The sequence below is a fragment of the Bacillus ndiopicus genome (genome assembly GCF_000612805.1).
Taxonomy (GTDB): Bacteria; Bacillota; Bacilli; order Bacillales_A; family Planococcaceae; genus Metasolibacillus; species Metasolibacillus ndiopicus.
The window spans coordinates 117,066-133,194 of the sequence record NZ_HG964408.1; the positions used below are offsets into that span (position 1 = coordinate 117,066).

A 16,129-nucleotide genomic window follows, 5' to 3' on the forward strand; every position below is an offset into this window, starting at 1 on the left:
AAAGAATGATGGGAATTGGCTGGATTGTTTCGTTAATTGTTGGAGGGCTGTGGATGATTGTCATTTTAGCGATAATTATACCATTTGATCGAAAGCATATTGTTCGAGAAAATCGAAAAATAAATTATCGCAAAACAACGATTTATTTACGTTGGAATGTTTTTGATACAATAATATTTACATTAGGCTTTTATACAATTATTTGTGTGCAGGCGTTAAATATGCTGATTTCAAAAGGGGAAGATGTAACGAATCCGTATGTGCAATTTTTTACAAATCAATCACAAGTATGGGTGATTATAATTGTTATTTATTCATTTGTACGTATTTCAAGCACATTAAAATCCATCAAAGCCCGTTTGGGGGATGAGCTAGATGATGACAAATGAGGATTTGATGCTCGCGTATCAAATGGGGGATGTTGAGGCATTTACTAAGCTGTATAATCAATTGTATAAGCCTTTGTACAGCTTTTTATTTCGCTATACGGGTGAGGAACAGTTAAGCATTGATATTGTACAAGATACATTTGAGCAGCTACAAAAAAAGCACCTAGATTTTGATGCGCAAAAGGGCACTGTAAAATCATACATATTTCAAATTGGTTATCGTTTATTAATCAATAAGCTTAATCGCAGGAAAAAGTGGCGTAGCTTTTTTCCATTTTTAGTACCTATACAGACGACTTCTTTTTCAACAGAGGATAAACTTGCGGTACAGCAGGCGATTGCCAAGCTGCCAGAAAAGCAGCGCGGTGTCATATTGCTTGCGTATTACCATGATTTACAGCAGGATGATATTGCTAAAATATTGGCGATACCTGTTGGGACGGTTAAGTCGAGATTACATCAAGCATTAAAGCGTTTAAAAGAGGAGTTAAAGGAGGATTTTCATGCTGAATAAGGAATGGGAAAAGGAAGAAAAGCTACAGCGACAATTAGATCAGTTCGAAGTGCAAATCCCAGAAAAACTCGCAACTCATAAAAAAAGCCGATGGGACCGTTTCATTACATATTTAGGCTCACCTGCAAAAGATCCTTTAGAGGAGTGGAGCAGTACAACGACAGGTTATGCAGCCTTGCGTATTATGCCGCTTGCATGTGGGCTAGTGCTAGCGATTATGCAATGGCTGAGTATAGGGAGATAGGGAAGCGTGAGAGCTAGTTTTCTCACGCTTTTTACCGTTTTAGATTTTAAAACGCAGCATATTCCAAAAGCCGATATCCTCAAAGCCTAAGCGCTTGTAAATCGCCCCAGCAGCAGGGTTATCATAAAATAAACAAAGCGACTTGCCTTCATCTAGGATTTCTCCGCATAGCTTTTGCATGCATTTTGTTGCATAGCCTTTTTTCTTGTAGTCTGCGTGTGTCGCAACAGCAACAACCATTGCAGATAGGCTATTTTCAGCGGTAGTAGAGGCAGTTGATACCATGACATCACCCTCACGCATAAAATAAGTACGCCCTGTTTTGCTTTCCAAAACGCGCAGCTTGCCTTCGACTGAAATTGGACTGCCTGCAAATTCAGGAATCGTCTTTAATAGTGCCACATTTTCCTCGATTGTTTCATGTGTTAATAGCTCTATGTTTTGTAAGTCCTGCTCTTCATAAATTTTTTGTAATGCTGTACATTTTGCATAATACAGTTCTTTCTTTTTGAATAGCTCTTTCTGAATTAGTGGCTCTAGCTGATCTGTGACATGCTTTAAGCCAGATAGCTCTGTTGCCTTTTCATCGCTGTTAATAATTGCTGCAAAGCCTTCTACATCAAAGACTCCTTGTGCGTAAGGTATGTAGTTACCCTCGTATTTTAGTAATACTGCAATTAGCTGATTTCCTTCAAATTGTCCCCAAATTTTTTGGAATGGCTGGTCATAGCCAAATGCCTCAATATCGCCAATAATAAAAAGATTTTCAGCAGGCTGTTGCTGGACGAGTGCCATGCAAATGTCATGATCTGCAGCTGTTAAAAGTCGTATCATGGAATCTCCCCCTTAAAAGTAAATTAATGCAATAATAGAGAAAAAGATTGCGAATGTCAACAACATTTAAGTGGAGGGGTTTTAAAACATGGAATAAACTTCGAAAAACATGGAATAAACCTCAGAAAACATGGAATAAAACTAAAACGTAGAATAAAATCAAGCAAACCGAGCTTTCAATGCGAAAGCTCGGTTTTGCCCTATAAAATATTTGCTAATCTTTTAATGCCTTCTTCGATAATTTCAGGTGTTGAGTTTGTGTAATTTAAGCGCATCGTGCTAACATCGCCAGCTTGCACATAAAACGGATTGCCGGGTACGAAGGCTACTTTTTGTTCCATTGCTTTATTAAAAACATCCATTGCGGAACGCCCATCATTCATCGTTGCCCAAATAAACATGCCACCTTGAGGTTTGGTATACGAAACATAAGATGGGAAGTATGTTGCCATTGCCTGTAGCATCGCGTCGGATTGGGTTTTGTACAAGTTTTTAATTTTTTGAATGTGCTGCGATAAATCGTTATTTAATAAATAATCTGCAATAACATATTGCGAGAAAATATTTGTATGCAAGTCTGTTGCTTGCTTCGCTGTTTCAATATGCTGTAACAGCTCTTTATTTTTCGTAATAATAAAGCCAAGGCGCATACCTGGTGTTACGATTTTTGAGAATGAGCCTAGTAACACGCTATTTTCTAGTTTACCTGCACCGATATAAGGTAAATGCTGTCCTTCAAAGCGCAGTTCACCATAGGGGTCATCCTCTATTAAAATAACATCATGGCGTGATACAAGCTCATATACTTGTTGACGTTTTTCTAAAGAGTAAGTAAGACCTGTTGGGTTTTGGAAATTTGGTACGGTATATATAAACTTCACATTCGGCTGCTGTAAAGCATGCTCAAGCTGTTCTAAATTTAGACCATCCTCCTCTAATGTTACAGGATAAAATGTAGGTTCAGCTAAAGTAAATGCTTGAATTGCACCTAAATAGCCAGGCTCTTCGATAATAATGCCGTCCCCTTTATTCACTAGCACTTTTGCTAATAACTCCAATGCTTGCTGTGAGCCTGTTGTTAGTAAAATGTCATCAGGATGTACTTGTAAGTTATATTGACGATTATATTTATCAGCAATATATTGACGTAATGGTAAGTAGCCTTGTGTTGCAGCATATTGGAATAGTTTGGCACCATGCTGCTTCATTGCACGATCGATGGATGTATGAATATCCTCTAGCGGGAATGAAATGGGGTTTGGTAAGCCACCAGCAAAAGAAATAACATCGTTTGCTTCGGTTACCTTTAAGATATTTCGAATAAATGAAGAGGGGGTATTTAAAATTCTGTCTGAGTACTGCATAATGTAAACAACCTTCTTTGTTTGATTTTTGCGAAAATTATAACATTTTTAAATTATCTGCACAATATGCTTCGTGAAAAAAATTACAAGCAAGCTTTTTTAGTTAAATAAGCTTATAATATATTAGTTGAGTTTAATTAAGAAAGAAGGTTGTCATCATGACAGTAGCATTAGTATTAGGTGCTAGTTTCGCTTTGTTAGCGATTGTGCTAGGCGCATTTGGAGCACATGCTTTAAAGGACAAATTTCCTGAACCTAGATATGCCGCGATTTGGGAAACGGCAGTACAATATCATATGTACCATGCATTAGGGCTTGTAGCAGTAGGTATTTTAGGATTTGATGTAATTTTAGGTACAACAACTGTGCTTCAATGGGCAAGTTATTTAATGGTAGGGGGCATCCTGCTATTTTCAGGTAGCCTTTATGTGCTAGCTGTGACAGGTGTGAAAAAGCTAGGTGCCATTACACCACTAGGTGGGCTGCTATTTATTGCGGCATGGGCATGTGTAATAATTGCGATTGTATGACTATTGAGCGTAAGCTTGATAGTCTTTTTTTATGAAATCTAAAAATGTCGGTGGTTTTCAGTGAAATATCGGCGGCTTTCAGCAAGATATCGGCGAAATTAAAAAAATATCAGCTTTTTCTTAAAAAGTGCAAGCTAAATTTAAAAAATTGCAGTCTAATCAGTATAGAGAGGTGAAAAATGTGAATGAACGGCTAATTCAACAAGCACAAAAAGGAGATGATGCAGCATATATTGCGCTCTTTCAGCAGTATGAGCAGGAGCTGTATGCCATGGCTTTTATTTATGCAAAAAATCAGGATGACGCGCTCGATATTGTTCAAGAATGTGCCTACCGTTCTTATAAGGCAATCCAACAATTGCGGGAGGTAGGCTATTTTAAAACGTGGCTCGTTCGCATTTTGATCAATTGTGCGCATGATTTATTAAAAAATCGGCCGCATTATGAGGAATTAGATGATACATATTTAGTTGAGGAACCGATGGAGCTCGATATGCATTTTACTATGCAAAGCATTATGGAAAATTTATCGATTGAGGAAAAGCATGTCGTTTTACTGAAATATTATGAGGACTTTACATTTGAACAAATTGCAGACATTTTACAGCTCAAGCTCGGAACAACGAAAACAATTTTGTATCGTGCATTAAAAAAATTAAGAGCAAAGCTAGAGGAGGAGGACATTGCGGATGAAATCTTTAAAGGATGAACTTCGTCAAATAGAGATGCCAAATCAGCTGCATGAACGAGCTGTAACGGGTATTCAGCGTGCTGCAAAAGAACAACATCGAAAAAAATGGCTACCAAGCTTTTTGGCGATTCCGCTAACAGCAGCAATTGCTTATTTTATTTGGCTTGTATCTACAGGACCGATTACCGAACAAAATAAACAGGCAGCAGGGGTAGCAAAAGAATTATATAACGTCTACTGGATTGCAGGAATCTGTACAGCACTACTACTTGTTATTACCGCGCTACTTAGTACACGTTATAAAAAATGGCGTAAACAATTGGCACTGTTTTTTGTTATTGCTTTGTCATGGATTTGGAATAGTGCTTATTATGAAGCACAGCAGCTACCCCAGCCATATGTTTATCCGATATCGGTTAGCCTAAGGTCGGAGTATGATTTTAAAACCATTTACATTCATGCAATTATCAATAAAAAAGACTTTGAAAAAACGATACAAAATATTGTCATTAACGATGTAAATCTTCCAATAACTGAGGTGAATAGTGTGAGTTTAGAAAGCACAGCACATCATATTTCAACAGATGCAACACTTAATTTAAAGCCCGCAGATATAATCGAGGCGATGAATCGACGCACGCCAATTGAAGCATATGCCTTTTTTTCTGATGGTCAAAAAATTCCTTTTGACGCTGAGTTTATTGAAATAAAAGGGGGAGAGGATTTACAGGGCGATGGAATTGGCATTAGTACAAAGTACCGTATAGAAACGATTAATACAGATATTACAACAATCAAAGCATTTACTCCTCCTTCTGCCGCCAGTAGTTATGAGTTGTGGAATGAAGGGAAACTAATACAGCGCGTTGGTGTAAACGGCGAGGAGGACATAGATTTACTACCATATAAAATGGAAAGTCGCCATTTGAAGCTAGTTTATACGCTAAATGACAAAAGAGAGCTGTATAGCTATCAAAGTCAGTACTATAAGATGGAAACGGCAGATGGCACAATGCTTCATAGTCAGGGTGTTATATTTTTCCCTCCGCTTTCGCGTGATATTGTAAAACAAGTACGACAGGAGATGATGGAGCATGACTGAGCAATGGCAAATCGCGTTAAAATGGCTGAGTAGAGGGTTAATTTGTTCGACCTTCACATTCTTTTTACCTTATATCTATGTATTATCGTTGTTTATCATCTTTTATGGCGTATGGAAAATACCTGAAAAAAGCAAATTAAAAGGGGTTCTTTATATTGTTATGCTTATTATTATGGTGGATGAATTATTTTCAGCAAAATGGTATACACAATATATTATTTTTGAAGATATGATGAGCTGGTTTTTGTTTATATTTAAATATTTAGTGTTACTATTTATTATTTATATGCTACAGCCCCTTTCTGAAAAAACGGATAGCATGCAAGCATTTAAGAAAGTAGAACGATTTGGTATGTTTGTCATAGCAGCTTCTCTTTTCGCATTTTCTTTTGGTATGAACGTAAAGGATGATTTTCAATTAACGATTGTTTTTGGAGCTGCTTTATTTTATTTAGCTGCGTTAATTATGTTGATTCGATTTATAAAAGAAATGATGCGAACGGGTTTGTTATTTTTAAAATAATAATTAGCATGTAAATAGCTTTAAAACAAACAAAGCACATGAAATCAAAGGGAAAAGCTTTAATTTCATGTGCTTTTTTTAATCTCCTTTTTTAGCTTGGCGCTCCCAAATGAGCAGCGATGGGAATGGGTCAAATGCCCATTCATTGCGCCCATCAAATTTATACATACCATAATGTAAATGTGGGGGGAATTTGCCAGATGTTCCTTCCTTGCCATAGCCTGAGCTGCCGACATAGCCGATGACAGTGCCAGGACCTACAATATCGCCAATAGCTAAATCAGGATGGAATGATGATAAATGTGCATAATAATGATACGTATTATTCACATCGCGAATGCCAATGCGCCAGCCACCATAATCATTCCAGCCCATCACTTCAATAGCCCCATATGAAGTGGAATGGACAGGTGTTCCATAGCTTGCAAATAGATCCGTGCCTTCATGCGTTCTTCTGCCACCCCAGCCTCTACTCGCGCCCCAAGTACCTTTATAGCTGTAATTCGCACGAACTGGAATAGGAAAGGCTCGTTCTGCTAAGGCGACTGTATTGTATTTTTTATAAACTCCTGCGATAACATGGATTTGATTAATTATTTGATCATTTTCGTAATATTCCTCTAATGCAGCTTGGAATGTACCAGCTGTCGCGTGAGCTTGGTGCAAGTAGTTGATAAGCGTGCGCAGTACATCTGCATCTTGCGCTGGATCTGCCACGCCGTCATTATTGCCATCTTGTCCATTACCAGCAAAATAAGCGATTGTTGAAGGTGCTGTATCTTGTGCGGAAGGATTAAGAGGGCCAGACCAAAAATGCGAAGGGAATTGTATGGAAATGATACCTTCACGTGTTGCTATATCTTTACGCACTGCTTGAATATTGCGTTCATATTGGTCGATTGCGGCGATGTAATACCATGGGACAATTGGGCTTTCAAATTCATAATAATAGGACATTCGTTGTGCGTATATTTCATCTTGTGAAAGTGCTTGTTGTGCGTTACTATTTGTAGTTACGCACAAACTTCCGAGTAATAATATAAACGCGATTATTGGAAAATTACGCATTGTACATGACCTCCGTTCTATGTGTATAGTATGACCGCTTTTTTTGATGTTATGAGTAGGTAATTAGTTATATTGGATGTTTATAAATATATGGATTTGAGTATTTAATCATAAATTAACTATAAATAATTAATAGGTATACACGATAATAGAAGTACAGAGAACTTTGTATATGCAATAAACGTTGTTTAGTTTTTGTGTAGTGGAGTATGTTACTGTAAGTGGCGCAAAATATTACAAATTTTAAGGAGGGTAAGATGTGGAAGCTCGAATGATATCAGCGAACGTAATGCAACAAAAGGAAGTACAAAAATATTTTACAGTAATGTGTGAGAGCGTTATTCGATCGCATTTAACGATGACTGCAATTTTTTTAACATTATCAGAAGGCTATAAAACAGAAGAGCTTGCTAAGGAAATGTCTGTATTTTTACAGGCTAAATTGCGCAAAACAGACTTGCTCTTTCAGTTAGATAATAATGCTGGTTGGGGTATAATCTTTTTACAAAGTGGTGAAGTAGAGGCAAGGGCCTTTTTAAATCGTATATTTGACATATTAAAAAAAGAATATCCACAACTAACTATTAATGCCTCGATTACAGAAATTCGAAATAACAACATAACTTTCGATGCATTAATTACTGCCAATGAGCAAATATTGAGCAAAATTTCAAATGAAGCTTGGGTGATTGAAGAAATTACCGATTATCAGCAGCCGCCAACAGAGCTTGTAAAAGTAAGCATTATTGAAGAAAACGACATTTTTAGACATGTATTAGAAGTGGCTATAAATCAATTAGAGGTTCCTCATTTTTCCTTAGAAGTTTCCTCTTATGAAGATGGCTATAGCTTTTGGCAATCAGGAAACTATCAATCTGCCCATACACATTTAATTATTGTAAATGATATTTTACCTCGGAAAAACGGCTTTGAGCTTTTGCATAGTTTGAGAATGATGCCAAATGGGAATAAGTTCATTATTTACATGATGTCTGAACGCAACTCTGAAGCGGTGGCATTAAATGCATATGAGAGTGGGGTTGATGAATTTATTATTAAGCCATTTAATTTACGCCTAATTGAAGCGAAAATTAAACGCACGTTTGCGAGGTTATGGCCATGATGATAGAATTAAAAATTTCAACTTTATTGTGGATTATTGCTGTCTTGCTTTTTATGTTACTGTTATTTTTGCTTTATATTATTATACAGCATAATAAGGAAGGGCGATTTAATCGAAGAAGGGATGCTTATGTGGAGGCATATACTGGAGATTGGTATGATTTTTTAATTCGAGATACAGATTTATCTGCTTCGGTTATACCACATAATAAGGCGCAAGTAACCGCAGTAGAAAGAATTTTTTTATCTTACTTGAAAAATCTTCAGCACCCAGAGATTGAAAAGAAAATACAGGACTTTGCAAATGTATATTTAAAAGACTTTTATATAGAAGATTTAAAAAGTCGGCTTTGGAGTATCCGAATGAACGCGTTATATCGCATTGCGGATTTTAAAATCAATTCTCTTATGGATAATTTGGAGAGCTTTGAAAAGAGAAATATTTCGAAAGAGGAGTACTTCCAGTTATTTAAAATATATTCTGTATTACAACCAAGCAAATTTTTAGAGAAACTAGATGAAGTGCAAATTACTTATTCAGAAAGTGAATATCGACGCTTATTTATTTTGCTTTCCGATAATATTTTTACACAGGTTTTCGATAATTTTTATCATTATGATAAAAACATCCAGTTTGCAATTATTGATACAGCAGCAGTAAAACGCAATATGTTGTTTATTAGTAAATTAAAAGAATTGCTAGCGGATGATAGCTTAGAAATTAAAATTCGCGCTCTAAAAGGGCTATATGAAATAGGTATTGTTGATGAAATAGAAACATATATTCCATTTGTCAGCTCTGAAGTGTGGGAAGTCCGATTAATGGTTGCGAAAATTTTTCGCTATGCACCATTATCATACACCTATACGTATTTAGAACAGCTAATACAAGATGAAAATTGGTGGGTACGTTCACAAGCTGCGAAAACAATTATTGAGGACCGGCATGGAGTTGAGATGTTACAACAATTTATTGTTAGTGCTGATGACCAATTCGCGGTTGAATTAGCTCAAGAAACGATTATGAGAAGGCAGGGGGGCAAATAAATATGGTGGATTATATAATGAAGTTTTTCGGTAGTCTCATTATATTTTATATGTTCATCGTTATCGCATCCTACTGTATTATGCTAACAGTTGCCTTGATAACTATGAGAAAGCGCTATCGTTTAGACCCTTCCGAATACGATGATGCACACATTGATGCATTTTATTCGAAACCTATTTCACTACTTGTCCCTGCGTATAATGAAGAGATAGGCGTTGTAGATACAGTTTATTCATTATTAAATTTACGTTATCCACAAACGGAAATTATTATTATTAATGATGGCTCAACTGACAATACACTAGAGACGGTGATAAAGCATTTTAAAATGAAGCCAATAGAACAAATTATAAAAATGGATATTCCGACAAAACAAGTAAAGCAAATTTATCAATCTGAAATATATCCGAATTGTATTTTAGTGGATAAAGAAAATGGTGGAAAGGCAGATGCCTTGAATGTTGGCATTAATATTTCGCAATATCCGTATTTTTGTTCAATTGATGGCGACTCCATTTTAGATGAAAAATCACTGCTACGTGTGATGAAGCCGATTATTTTATCAGATGGAGAAGTAATTGCAGCTGGAGGAAATGTGCGCATTGCAAATGGCGCAAAAATGCAACGTGGCTCTGTTTACGAAACAAATTTGCCATCGAACTATTTAGTTGTAATGCAAATTATTGAGTATTTTAGGGCATTTTTAATGGGGCGAATTGCGTTAAGCCGATTTAATTTAGTATTAATTATTTCTGGTGCCTTTAGTGTATTTTCAAAAAAGTGGGTAGTAGAGGCTGGCGGCTACGCTGCTAATGTTATTGGTGAGGACATGGAATTGGTCGTTAAGCTTCACCGTTTATTAAAGGAAAAAGGCGAAAAAAAGCGCATTGAATTTGTACCAGATCCAGTATGTTGGACTGAGGCACCACAAACATTAGGTGTTTTGCGTAGACAGCGTAGACGCTGGCACCAAGGATTGCTAGAAAGCTTATGGAAGCATAAACGCATGACATTGAATCCTAAGTACGGATTAATTGGCTTTATCTCATTTCCGTATTTTTGGTTAATAGAATGTTTAGGGCCGATTATTGAGCTTGGAGGCTATATTTATCTTATTTTTGCCTTTTTCTTAGGAAATATATATTACGAAATTGCGATAACCTTGTTGCTGTTATTCGTCATTTACGGTGTCATCTTTTCGATTGCATCCATCATATTTGAGGCATGGACAATGAATAGTCATCCTTCAACGCGAGAATTATTACGCATGACAGCATTATCGTTTACAGAAATATTCTGGTATCGCCCGTTAACGCTTATTTGGCGCTTAGAAGGAATTATCAACTTCTTCCTCGGTAAAAGCGATTGGGGCAATATGAAACGACAAGGTATTGCTGGCAAGGAGGAAGGCGCATGAAACGAATTTATTTTGTTATGGTAATTGTTGCGCTAATTTTGATTACACCAATTATTTGGTGGTATTTAGAAGATAATCACGCAGTTCGCGTTGCAATTTTAGATAAAACTGTTCCAAACGAAACTTATCGGGAGCATTTAGGAATTACATGGTTTTTAAACCATTACAAATACCAATTGGATGGGCAACCATACAATGCAGAAGCTGATTATTTTGGAACGATTCCAAATGATGAGACGAAAAAAATTCAAGAAAAGCAATTTCCTACAGACTATAGTGATTACGATGTCATTTATTTAGCAGACACGTATGGTGTGTATGAGGATGATTTACAGGCAGAAAGACGCTTAGGTCGACGGACTGAAAAAATTGTTGGCGGTTTAACATCGGAGGAATGGAAAAACATTGTTAATCGTTTAATGAGCGATAAAAAAAGCATGCTAATTGCTGAATATAATACATTTGCGTCACCTACCTCAGAAGCTGTTAGAAATGAGATGCAGGTTTATTTAGGCATTGAGTGGTCTGGATGGATTGGACGCTATTTTGATGAGCTAGATTTTCGTAAAAATGAGGATATCCCACAATGGGTTATTGATCAATATGGTGAAGATTGGAATTATCAAGGTGGAGGCTTTCTACTTGTAAATGAATGGCAAGAAGAGCTTGTCGTATTAGAGCTAGATAAACATGTAGATGAGGCGGGTATAAAAGTAGCATTATCTGATAAAGGTAAAGAATTTTTAGGCAAGACAGCTAGTGCCAATTATGAGTATTGGTTTGATATAGTGACACCGAAATACTCAGAGGATGTACTCGCAAATTATAAATGGAGTGTGACAAAAGAAGGGGAAGAGCTACTTGAAAAGCATAATATCCCATTGCAATTTGCGGCAATCATTGGGAAAGAAAGACGCTTTTCAAATTCCTATTATTTTGCTGGTGACTTCAACGATATTTCAAAAGCACCATCATTTTATAAAGTAAAAGGTTTGCCAACTGTATATAAATATGCGGAAAAATTTGCAGATCGCTCATTTTACTGGTCAATTTATGTACCAATGTTGCACAAAATATTTGCAAATTATGAAAAGAAAGAAACTGAAAAAGTAGTGAAAAATGATGACTCCTATTATAATGCACGGGTGCAGGGAGAACAATTTGAAGTTTTCAAAGATGGCAAGTGGGAGCAGATTGTTTTTAAAGGTGTCAATCTTGGGATGGGGAAACCCGGTGCATTCCCTGGAGAGGCAGCTATAACCGAGGATGAATATTACCGTTGGTTTAAACAAATTGCGGATATGAATGCTAATACAATACGTGTTTATACATTGCATCCACCCGGCTTCTATAATGCACTTGCGCGCTATAATGAAAAATATTCTGACAAACCACTTTATGTGCTGCACGGGGTATGGATTGAAGAGGAAGGCTTAGAAGCTAACTTTGATGCGTATGATGAAAAAACGTTGGAAGATTTCCAAAATGAGATGAAGCGTATTGTTGATGTTATTCATGGCAATAAGTATGTAGAACCTCGCCCAGGGCATGCTTCAGGTTTATATGAAGCGGATATTTCAAAATATGTAATTGGCTGGGTACTTGGGATTGAGTGGTATCCGGATGTTGTTGTTGGTACAAATGAAAAACATGCATCAATCGGTCAATATAGTGGCACATATTTCGAAACAAAGGATGCCTCACCATTTGAGTATTGGCTTGCAGAACAAATGGATTTAGTAACAATGTATGAGAAGGAAAAATACAATTGGATGCGCCCAATGAGCTTTACAAACTGGGTAACAACAGATTTACTTGATCACCCATCAGAGCCTTCAGAAGATGAAGATTTAGTTGCTGTAAATCCAAACGTTATTTATACGAAAGATTTGATGAATGATATTGGACAATTTGCTTCCTATCATGTTTACCCATATTACCCAGATTTATTTAATTTCGATGAAGGCTATTTAAACTATGTTGATTTCCGAGGAAATAAAAATAGTTATGCAGGATATTTAAATGAATTACATGCCGCACATCGTATGCCAGTTTTAATTGCTGAGTTTGGTATTCCGGGCTCACGTGGTATGACACATGAAAACGTTTATGGCTGGAATCAAGGCTTTATGTCTGAAACAGAGCAGGGAGAAACTTTGCAGCATTTGTATGAAGATATTATGAACGAGGGCTTGCTAGGAGGATTAGTATTCACTTGGCAGGATGAATGGTTTAAGCGTACATGGAATACGATGGACTATGATGATCCAAACCGCCGTCCATTTTGGTCTAATGCACAAACAAATGAGCAGCAATTTGGTCTTCTTAGCTTTGATCGCCTAAAAATAAAAGTGGATGGCAATAGCGAAGAATGGGAAGGGACATCTTTGTATGATTCATCAACTGCTTCAATGGCAGTTGATTATGATGAGCGATATTTATATATTAAATTGCAAGGCGACGTTTTAAAAAATGGTTTACCGCGTATTTTATTAGATGTAGTACCTGAACAAGGTAATCGCTTTGCAACAACTGTTCAAGATGTAGCATTTGCAAATGGAGTCGACTTTATTGTTGAGCTAAACAAAAAGGGAGATTCGCGTGTTGTTGTTGATGAATACTATGATTTTTATGATTATTTTTATGGACATTTATTAAAGATGATTCCACCTCATACAGCAACGCCGATTATGAACAGTGGCAGATTTTCGCCTATTCATTTTGTATTAAACAAAGAGCTTTATTTACCACAGCAGAAGATTACAACTGAGTTTAGCTATTATGAAACAGGCAAACTAATGCAGGGGAATGCTAACCCAGAGTCGGAGGATTATAATTCGCTTGTTGACTATGCTTGGACACAGGATGATGTAATTGAATTACGTTTACCGTGGCTATTAATACAATCAAAAGATCCAAGTCAACGCGAATTTATAGGAAATATACACCGAGATGGTGTTGAAGCAGCAGTAAAAGTGGATGAAATATTTATTGGAGCCGTCTTTGTTGATGATGAAGGTCGCGTAGTAGACTCTTTACCTGAGGTGCAACAAGGGGAACTAGGTCCATTATCGTCCTATACATGGGAAACTTGGCAAATGCCAAAATGGGATGAACGTTTAAAACAATCGTACTTTATTTTGCAAAAGCTATTTGCCAATTATTAAAAATAGAGAGGGCTGTTGGAGATTTTCCAGCAGCCCTTATCCTGTATTAACGGGCTGTACTTTTGTGACGAGTAACCGTAGGAGCAAATCTTTGTTGTACCGAAAGCGAAGCGTCTAACCGCAGGAGCACCAGACCACCACTTCAAAACAGCAGATAAAATCAAGGTGTTAAAGTGGGAGATCAAACAGCCTGTAAAAACCCCATTGATTGAAGGTTCACTTTATTTGTTACTTTCCGCTTTGTAAAGCCTTAAGCTGTTCATTTAAGTAATGAGCTTGTTGTAAAGCTTGCTTATCATCAGCAATTGTACCTGGCTTACGTGCCTCTCCAATAATATAGGAGTAAAATTCCATCTTTAAAAAATCGAATGTGTATTGGCATTGCTGAATAAGTGGTAAGCCTTTAATGCGGGGGTGATCTCCACCTACTGCAATAACGACTGCTTTCATTGTTTTTAAATGCTCTGTAACATTTGGATAACGCGTATCTCGAATGGCATGACTAAAGCGGTCAATTACATTCTTCATTGTACCAGACATGCTGTACCAATAAATGGGCGTAGATAAAACGAGCATGTCACTTCTTAAAATGGCTTCTAATACTTTCGTATAATCATCATCGACAGGATGAAATCCTTCAGGAGTGTGGCGTAAATCTTCAATTGGCTTGATGTTTAGGTCTTTTAAATGAATTGTTTCATAAGTTAATCCTTGTAATGCTAATTGTGCCAATTGCTCACTATTACCATCATTTCTCGTACTACCTGTTAATAATAAAATCTTCATTTACATACCCCTTTTTAATTATTGATTGAAATAAAAACATATAGCTTTTCACATAAATTTAGTATATGCTAAAAAACACTCTGTATTGCCGAAATCATCAGTAAATTTTCAAGTTGAGCAGAAAGGATGCTTCAATGAAACTATTATATTATTTTCATCCACTTGTGTGGATTATTTTATTTGGAACTATTTTTACACGTATTGCCAGCTTTATGACAATGCCCTTTTTGGCAATTTATTTACATAATGTACATGCGGCATCACCAATGTTAATTGGTTTTACTGTAGGTGTTGCCCCGCTTTTTGCGACATTCGGAGGCTTTATAGGGGGTTATTTAACGGATCGCTTTGGGCGTAAAATTGTGATTATTATAACGATATTTGTTTGGGGAAGTGTGTTTTTTGGATTTGCATTGACGACACTTGCTGCTTTTTTTGTCTTTTTAAATGCATTAAATGGATTATGTCGCTCCTTTTTTGAGCCAGCCACACAGGCATTGATGATTGATTTTACGGACAATGATAAAAAACGCCGTCTTTTCTCAGTGCGTTATACAGCGATTAATATTGCGGCTGTAATAGGGCCTTTAGTAGGGGTTATGATTTCGACTTTAGCGAGCCCTATTATTCCGTTTGTTATAACAGGAATCATGTACATTGTTTATGGCTTGTTTTTGGTTATTATATTGAATAAATATGAGATGCGCCAAAAGCTATTAACAAATGAGCAAAATATAAAGAGCGTTTTACACATTGTTTTCTCTGACTATAAATTATTATTATTTTTAGCTGGTGGCACACTAATAGGTCTAGGTTATGCACAGTTTGATTCAACGTTACCTCAACTTATTCAATTAAAATTAGAGGATGGGGTGAAATTATATTCATTACTTATTTCATTAAATGCTGTTGTCGTTTTAATTTTACAGTTACCTATTAGCATGTTGACTGAAAAAGTTTCAATTTTAACTTCGCTCATTACAGGCATCATTTTCTTTGCGCTTGGCTTAATAATGTTTGGGATAGCGAATGCGGCATGGCTATTCATTGTAGCGATTGTTATTTTTACAATAGGAGAAATTTTTACTTTCCCTATGATGAATGCTGTTATCGAAGAAATTGCACCAGAAACGCAGAAGGCAACATATTTAGGCGCATCACAGCTAAAAAATATTGGTGGTTTTATAGGGCCTGTCTTAGGTGGCTGGCTGTTGATACATTTTCAAGAACAGCTATTTTTAATTATTGCGTTGCTTGTGTTAATAAGCATTCCGTTTTATAAACGAGCGTTTCAGCCTTCATAGGCAAACTTTCAATACCAAAAAATTAG

16 protein-coding genes are annotated in these 16,129 nt (G+C 36.5%); 12 read left to right on the plus strand and 4 right to left on the minus strand.

All coding sequences use genetic code 11. The features are described from left to right. Positions 1-8 precede the first annotated feature (8 nt). From TY13_RS15765 to TY13_RS15775, 3 genes are read left to right on the plus strand one after another with little or no spacing between them, the layout of a single operon-like run. The gene (locus tag TY13_RS15765; RefSeq protein WP_042478064.1) at positions 9-389 is read left to right on the plus strand and encodes a hypothetical protein; all 381 of its coding nucleotides are present in this window, start codon (positions 9-11) and stop codon (positions 387-389) included. A 7-nt stretch (positions 390-396) separates the two neighbouring features. After that, complete coding sequence (locus TY13_RS15770) at positions 397-903, plus strand: RNA polymerase sigma factor (protein WP_042478327.1); 507 nt, start codon at positions 397-399, stop codon at positions 901-903. Next, positions 893-1,147, plus strand: a complete 255-nt coding sequence (locus tag TY13_RS15775; RefSeq protein ID WP_042478066.1) for a hypothetical protein — start codon at positions 893-895, stop codon at positions 1,145-1,147. The genes TY13_RS15770 and TY13_RS15775 overlap by 11 nt, the downstream gene beginning before the upstream one ends. A 39-nt stretch (positions 1,148-1,186) precedes the next feature. On the opposite strand, the gene TY13_RS15780 is transcribed toward TY13_RS15775, so the two are convergent. Next, positions 1,187-1,981: a GNAT family N-acetyltransferase gene (locus tag TY13_RS15780; protein WP_042478068.1), complete on the minus strand. Its 795-nt coding sequence runs from the start codon at positions 1,979-1,981 to the stop codon at positions 1,187-1,189. Between the two features lie 200 nt (positions 1,982-2,181). After that, positions 2,182-3,345: an aminotransferase-like domain-containing protein gene (locus tag TY13_RS15785; protein WP_042478070.1), complete on the minus strand. Its 1,164-nt coding sequence runs from the start codon at positions 3,343-3,345 to the stop codon at positions 2,182-2,184. Positions 3,346-3,503: 158 nt separating this feature from the next. On the opposite strand from TY13_RS15785, the gene TY13_RS15790 reads away from it, so the two are divergent. The 4 genes from TY13_RS15790 to TY13_RS15805 all read left to right on the plus strand — a co-directional run bounded on the left by TY13_RS15790 (position 3,504) and on the right by TY13_RS15805 (position 6,191). Continuing rightward, positions 3,504-3,875, plus strand: coding sequence for a DUF423 domain-containing protein (locus TY13_RS15790; RefSeq protein ID WP_042478071.1), 372 nt, complete (start codon positions 3,504-3,506; stop codon positions 3,873-3,875). A gap of 181 nt (positions 3,876-4,056) precedes the next feature. After that, a complete protein-coding gene (locus tag TY13_RS15795; protein WP_052344365.1) occupies positions 4,057-4,584 on the plus strand; it encodes a sigma-70 family RNA polymerase sigma factor in 528 nt (175 codons plus the stop codon). Continuing rightward, positions 4,565-5,668: a hypothetical protein gene (locus TY13_RS15800; RefSeq protein ID WP_042478073.1), complete on the plus strand. Its 1,104-nt coding sequence runs from the start codon at positions 4,565-4,567 to the stop codon at positions 5,666-5,668. Before TY13_RS15795 ends, TY13_RS15800 begins: the two co-directional genes overlap by 20 nt. Beyond that, positions 5,661-6,191 carry a hypothetical protein gene (locus TY13_RS15805; RefSeq protein ID WP_042478075.1) on the plus strand — a complete coding sequence of 177 codons (531 nt, stop codon included), beginning with the start codon at positions 5,661-5,663 and terminating at the stop codon, positions 6,189-6,191. The genes TY13_RS15800 and TY13_RS15805 overlap by 8 nt, the downstream gene beginning before the upstream one ends. Positions 6,192-6,269: 78 nt before the next feature. On the opposite strand, the gene TY13_RS15810 is transcribed toward TY13_RS15805, so the two are convergent. Further along, positions 6,270-7,259 (minus strand): M23 family metallopeptidase, encoded by a 990-nt coding sequence (locus TY13_RS15810; protein ID WP_042478077.1) that lies wholly within the window; start codon positions 7,257-7,259, stop codon positions 6,270-6,272. 259 nt (positions 7,260-7,518) lie between these two features. On the opposite strand from TY13_RS15810, the gene TY13_RS15815 reads away from it, so the two are divergent. The 4 genes from TY13_RS15815 to TY13_RS15830 are packed head-to-tail and all read left to right on the plus strand — an operon-like array spanning position 7,519 to position 14,013. Further along, on the plus strand, positions 7,519-8,382 hold the full coding sequence (locus TY13_RS15815; RefSeq protein ID WP_230199462.1) for a response regulator: 864 nt from the start codon (positions 7,519-7,521) through the stop codon (positions 8,380-8,382). Beyond that, on the plus strand, positions 8,379-9,428 hold the full coding sequence (locus tag TY13_RS15820; RefSeq protein ID WP_230199463.1) for a HEAT repeat domain-containing protein: 1,050 nt from the start codon (positions 8,379-8,381) through the stop codon (positions 9,426-9,428). Before TY13_RS15815 ends, TY13_RS15820 begins: the two co-directional genes overlap by 4 nt. 2 nt (positions 9,429-9,430) lie before the next feature. After that, positions 9,431-10,846, plus strand: a complete 1,416-nt coding sequence (locus TY13_RS15825) for a glycosyltransferase family 2 protein (RefSeq protein WP_195891710.1) — start codon at positions 9,431-9,433, stop codon at positions 10,844-10,846. Continuing rightward, positions 10,843-14,013, plus strand: coding sequence for a hypothetical protein (locus TY13_RS15830; protein ID WP_042478080.1), 3,171 nt, complete (start codon positions 10,843-10,845; stop codon positions 14,011-14,013). Before TY13_RS15825 ends, TY13_RS15830 begins: the two co-directional genes overlap by 4 nt. A 228-nt stretch (positions 14,014-14,241) precedes the next feature. Here TY13_RS15830 and TY13_RS15835 read toward each other — a convergent pair whose 3' ends face one another. Continuing rightward, the gene (locus tag TY13_RS15835) at positions 14,242-14,799 is read right to left on the minus strand and encodes a flavodoxin family protein (protein ID WP_042478082.1); all 558 of its coding nucleotides are present in this window, start codon (positions 14,797-14,799) and stop codon (positions 14,242-14,244) included. A gap of 134 nt (positions 14,800-14,933) precedes the next feature. On the opposite strand from TY13_RS15835, the gene TY13_RS15840 reads away from it, so the two are divergent. After that, on the plus strand, positions 14,934-16,103 hold the full coding sequence (locus TY13_RS15840) for an MDR family MFS transporter (protein WP_042478083.1): 1,170 nt from the start codon (positions 14,934-14,936) through the stop codon (positions 16,101-16,103). Positions 16,104-16,129: the final 26 nt, after the last annotated feature.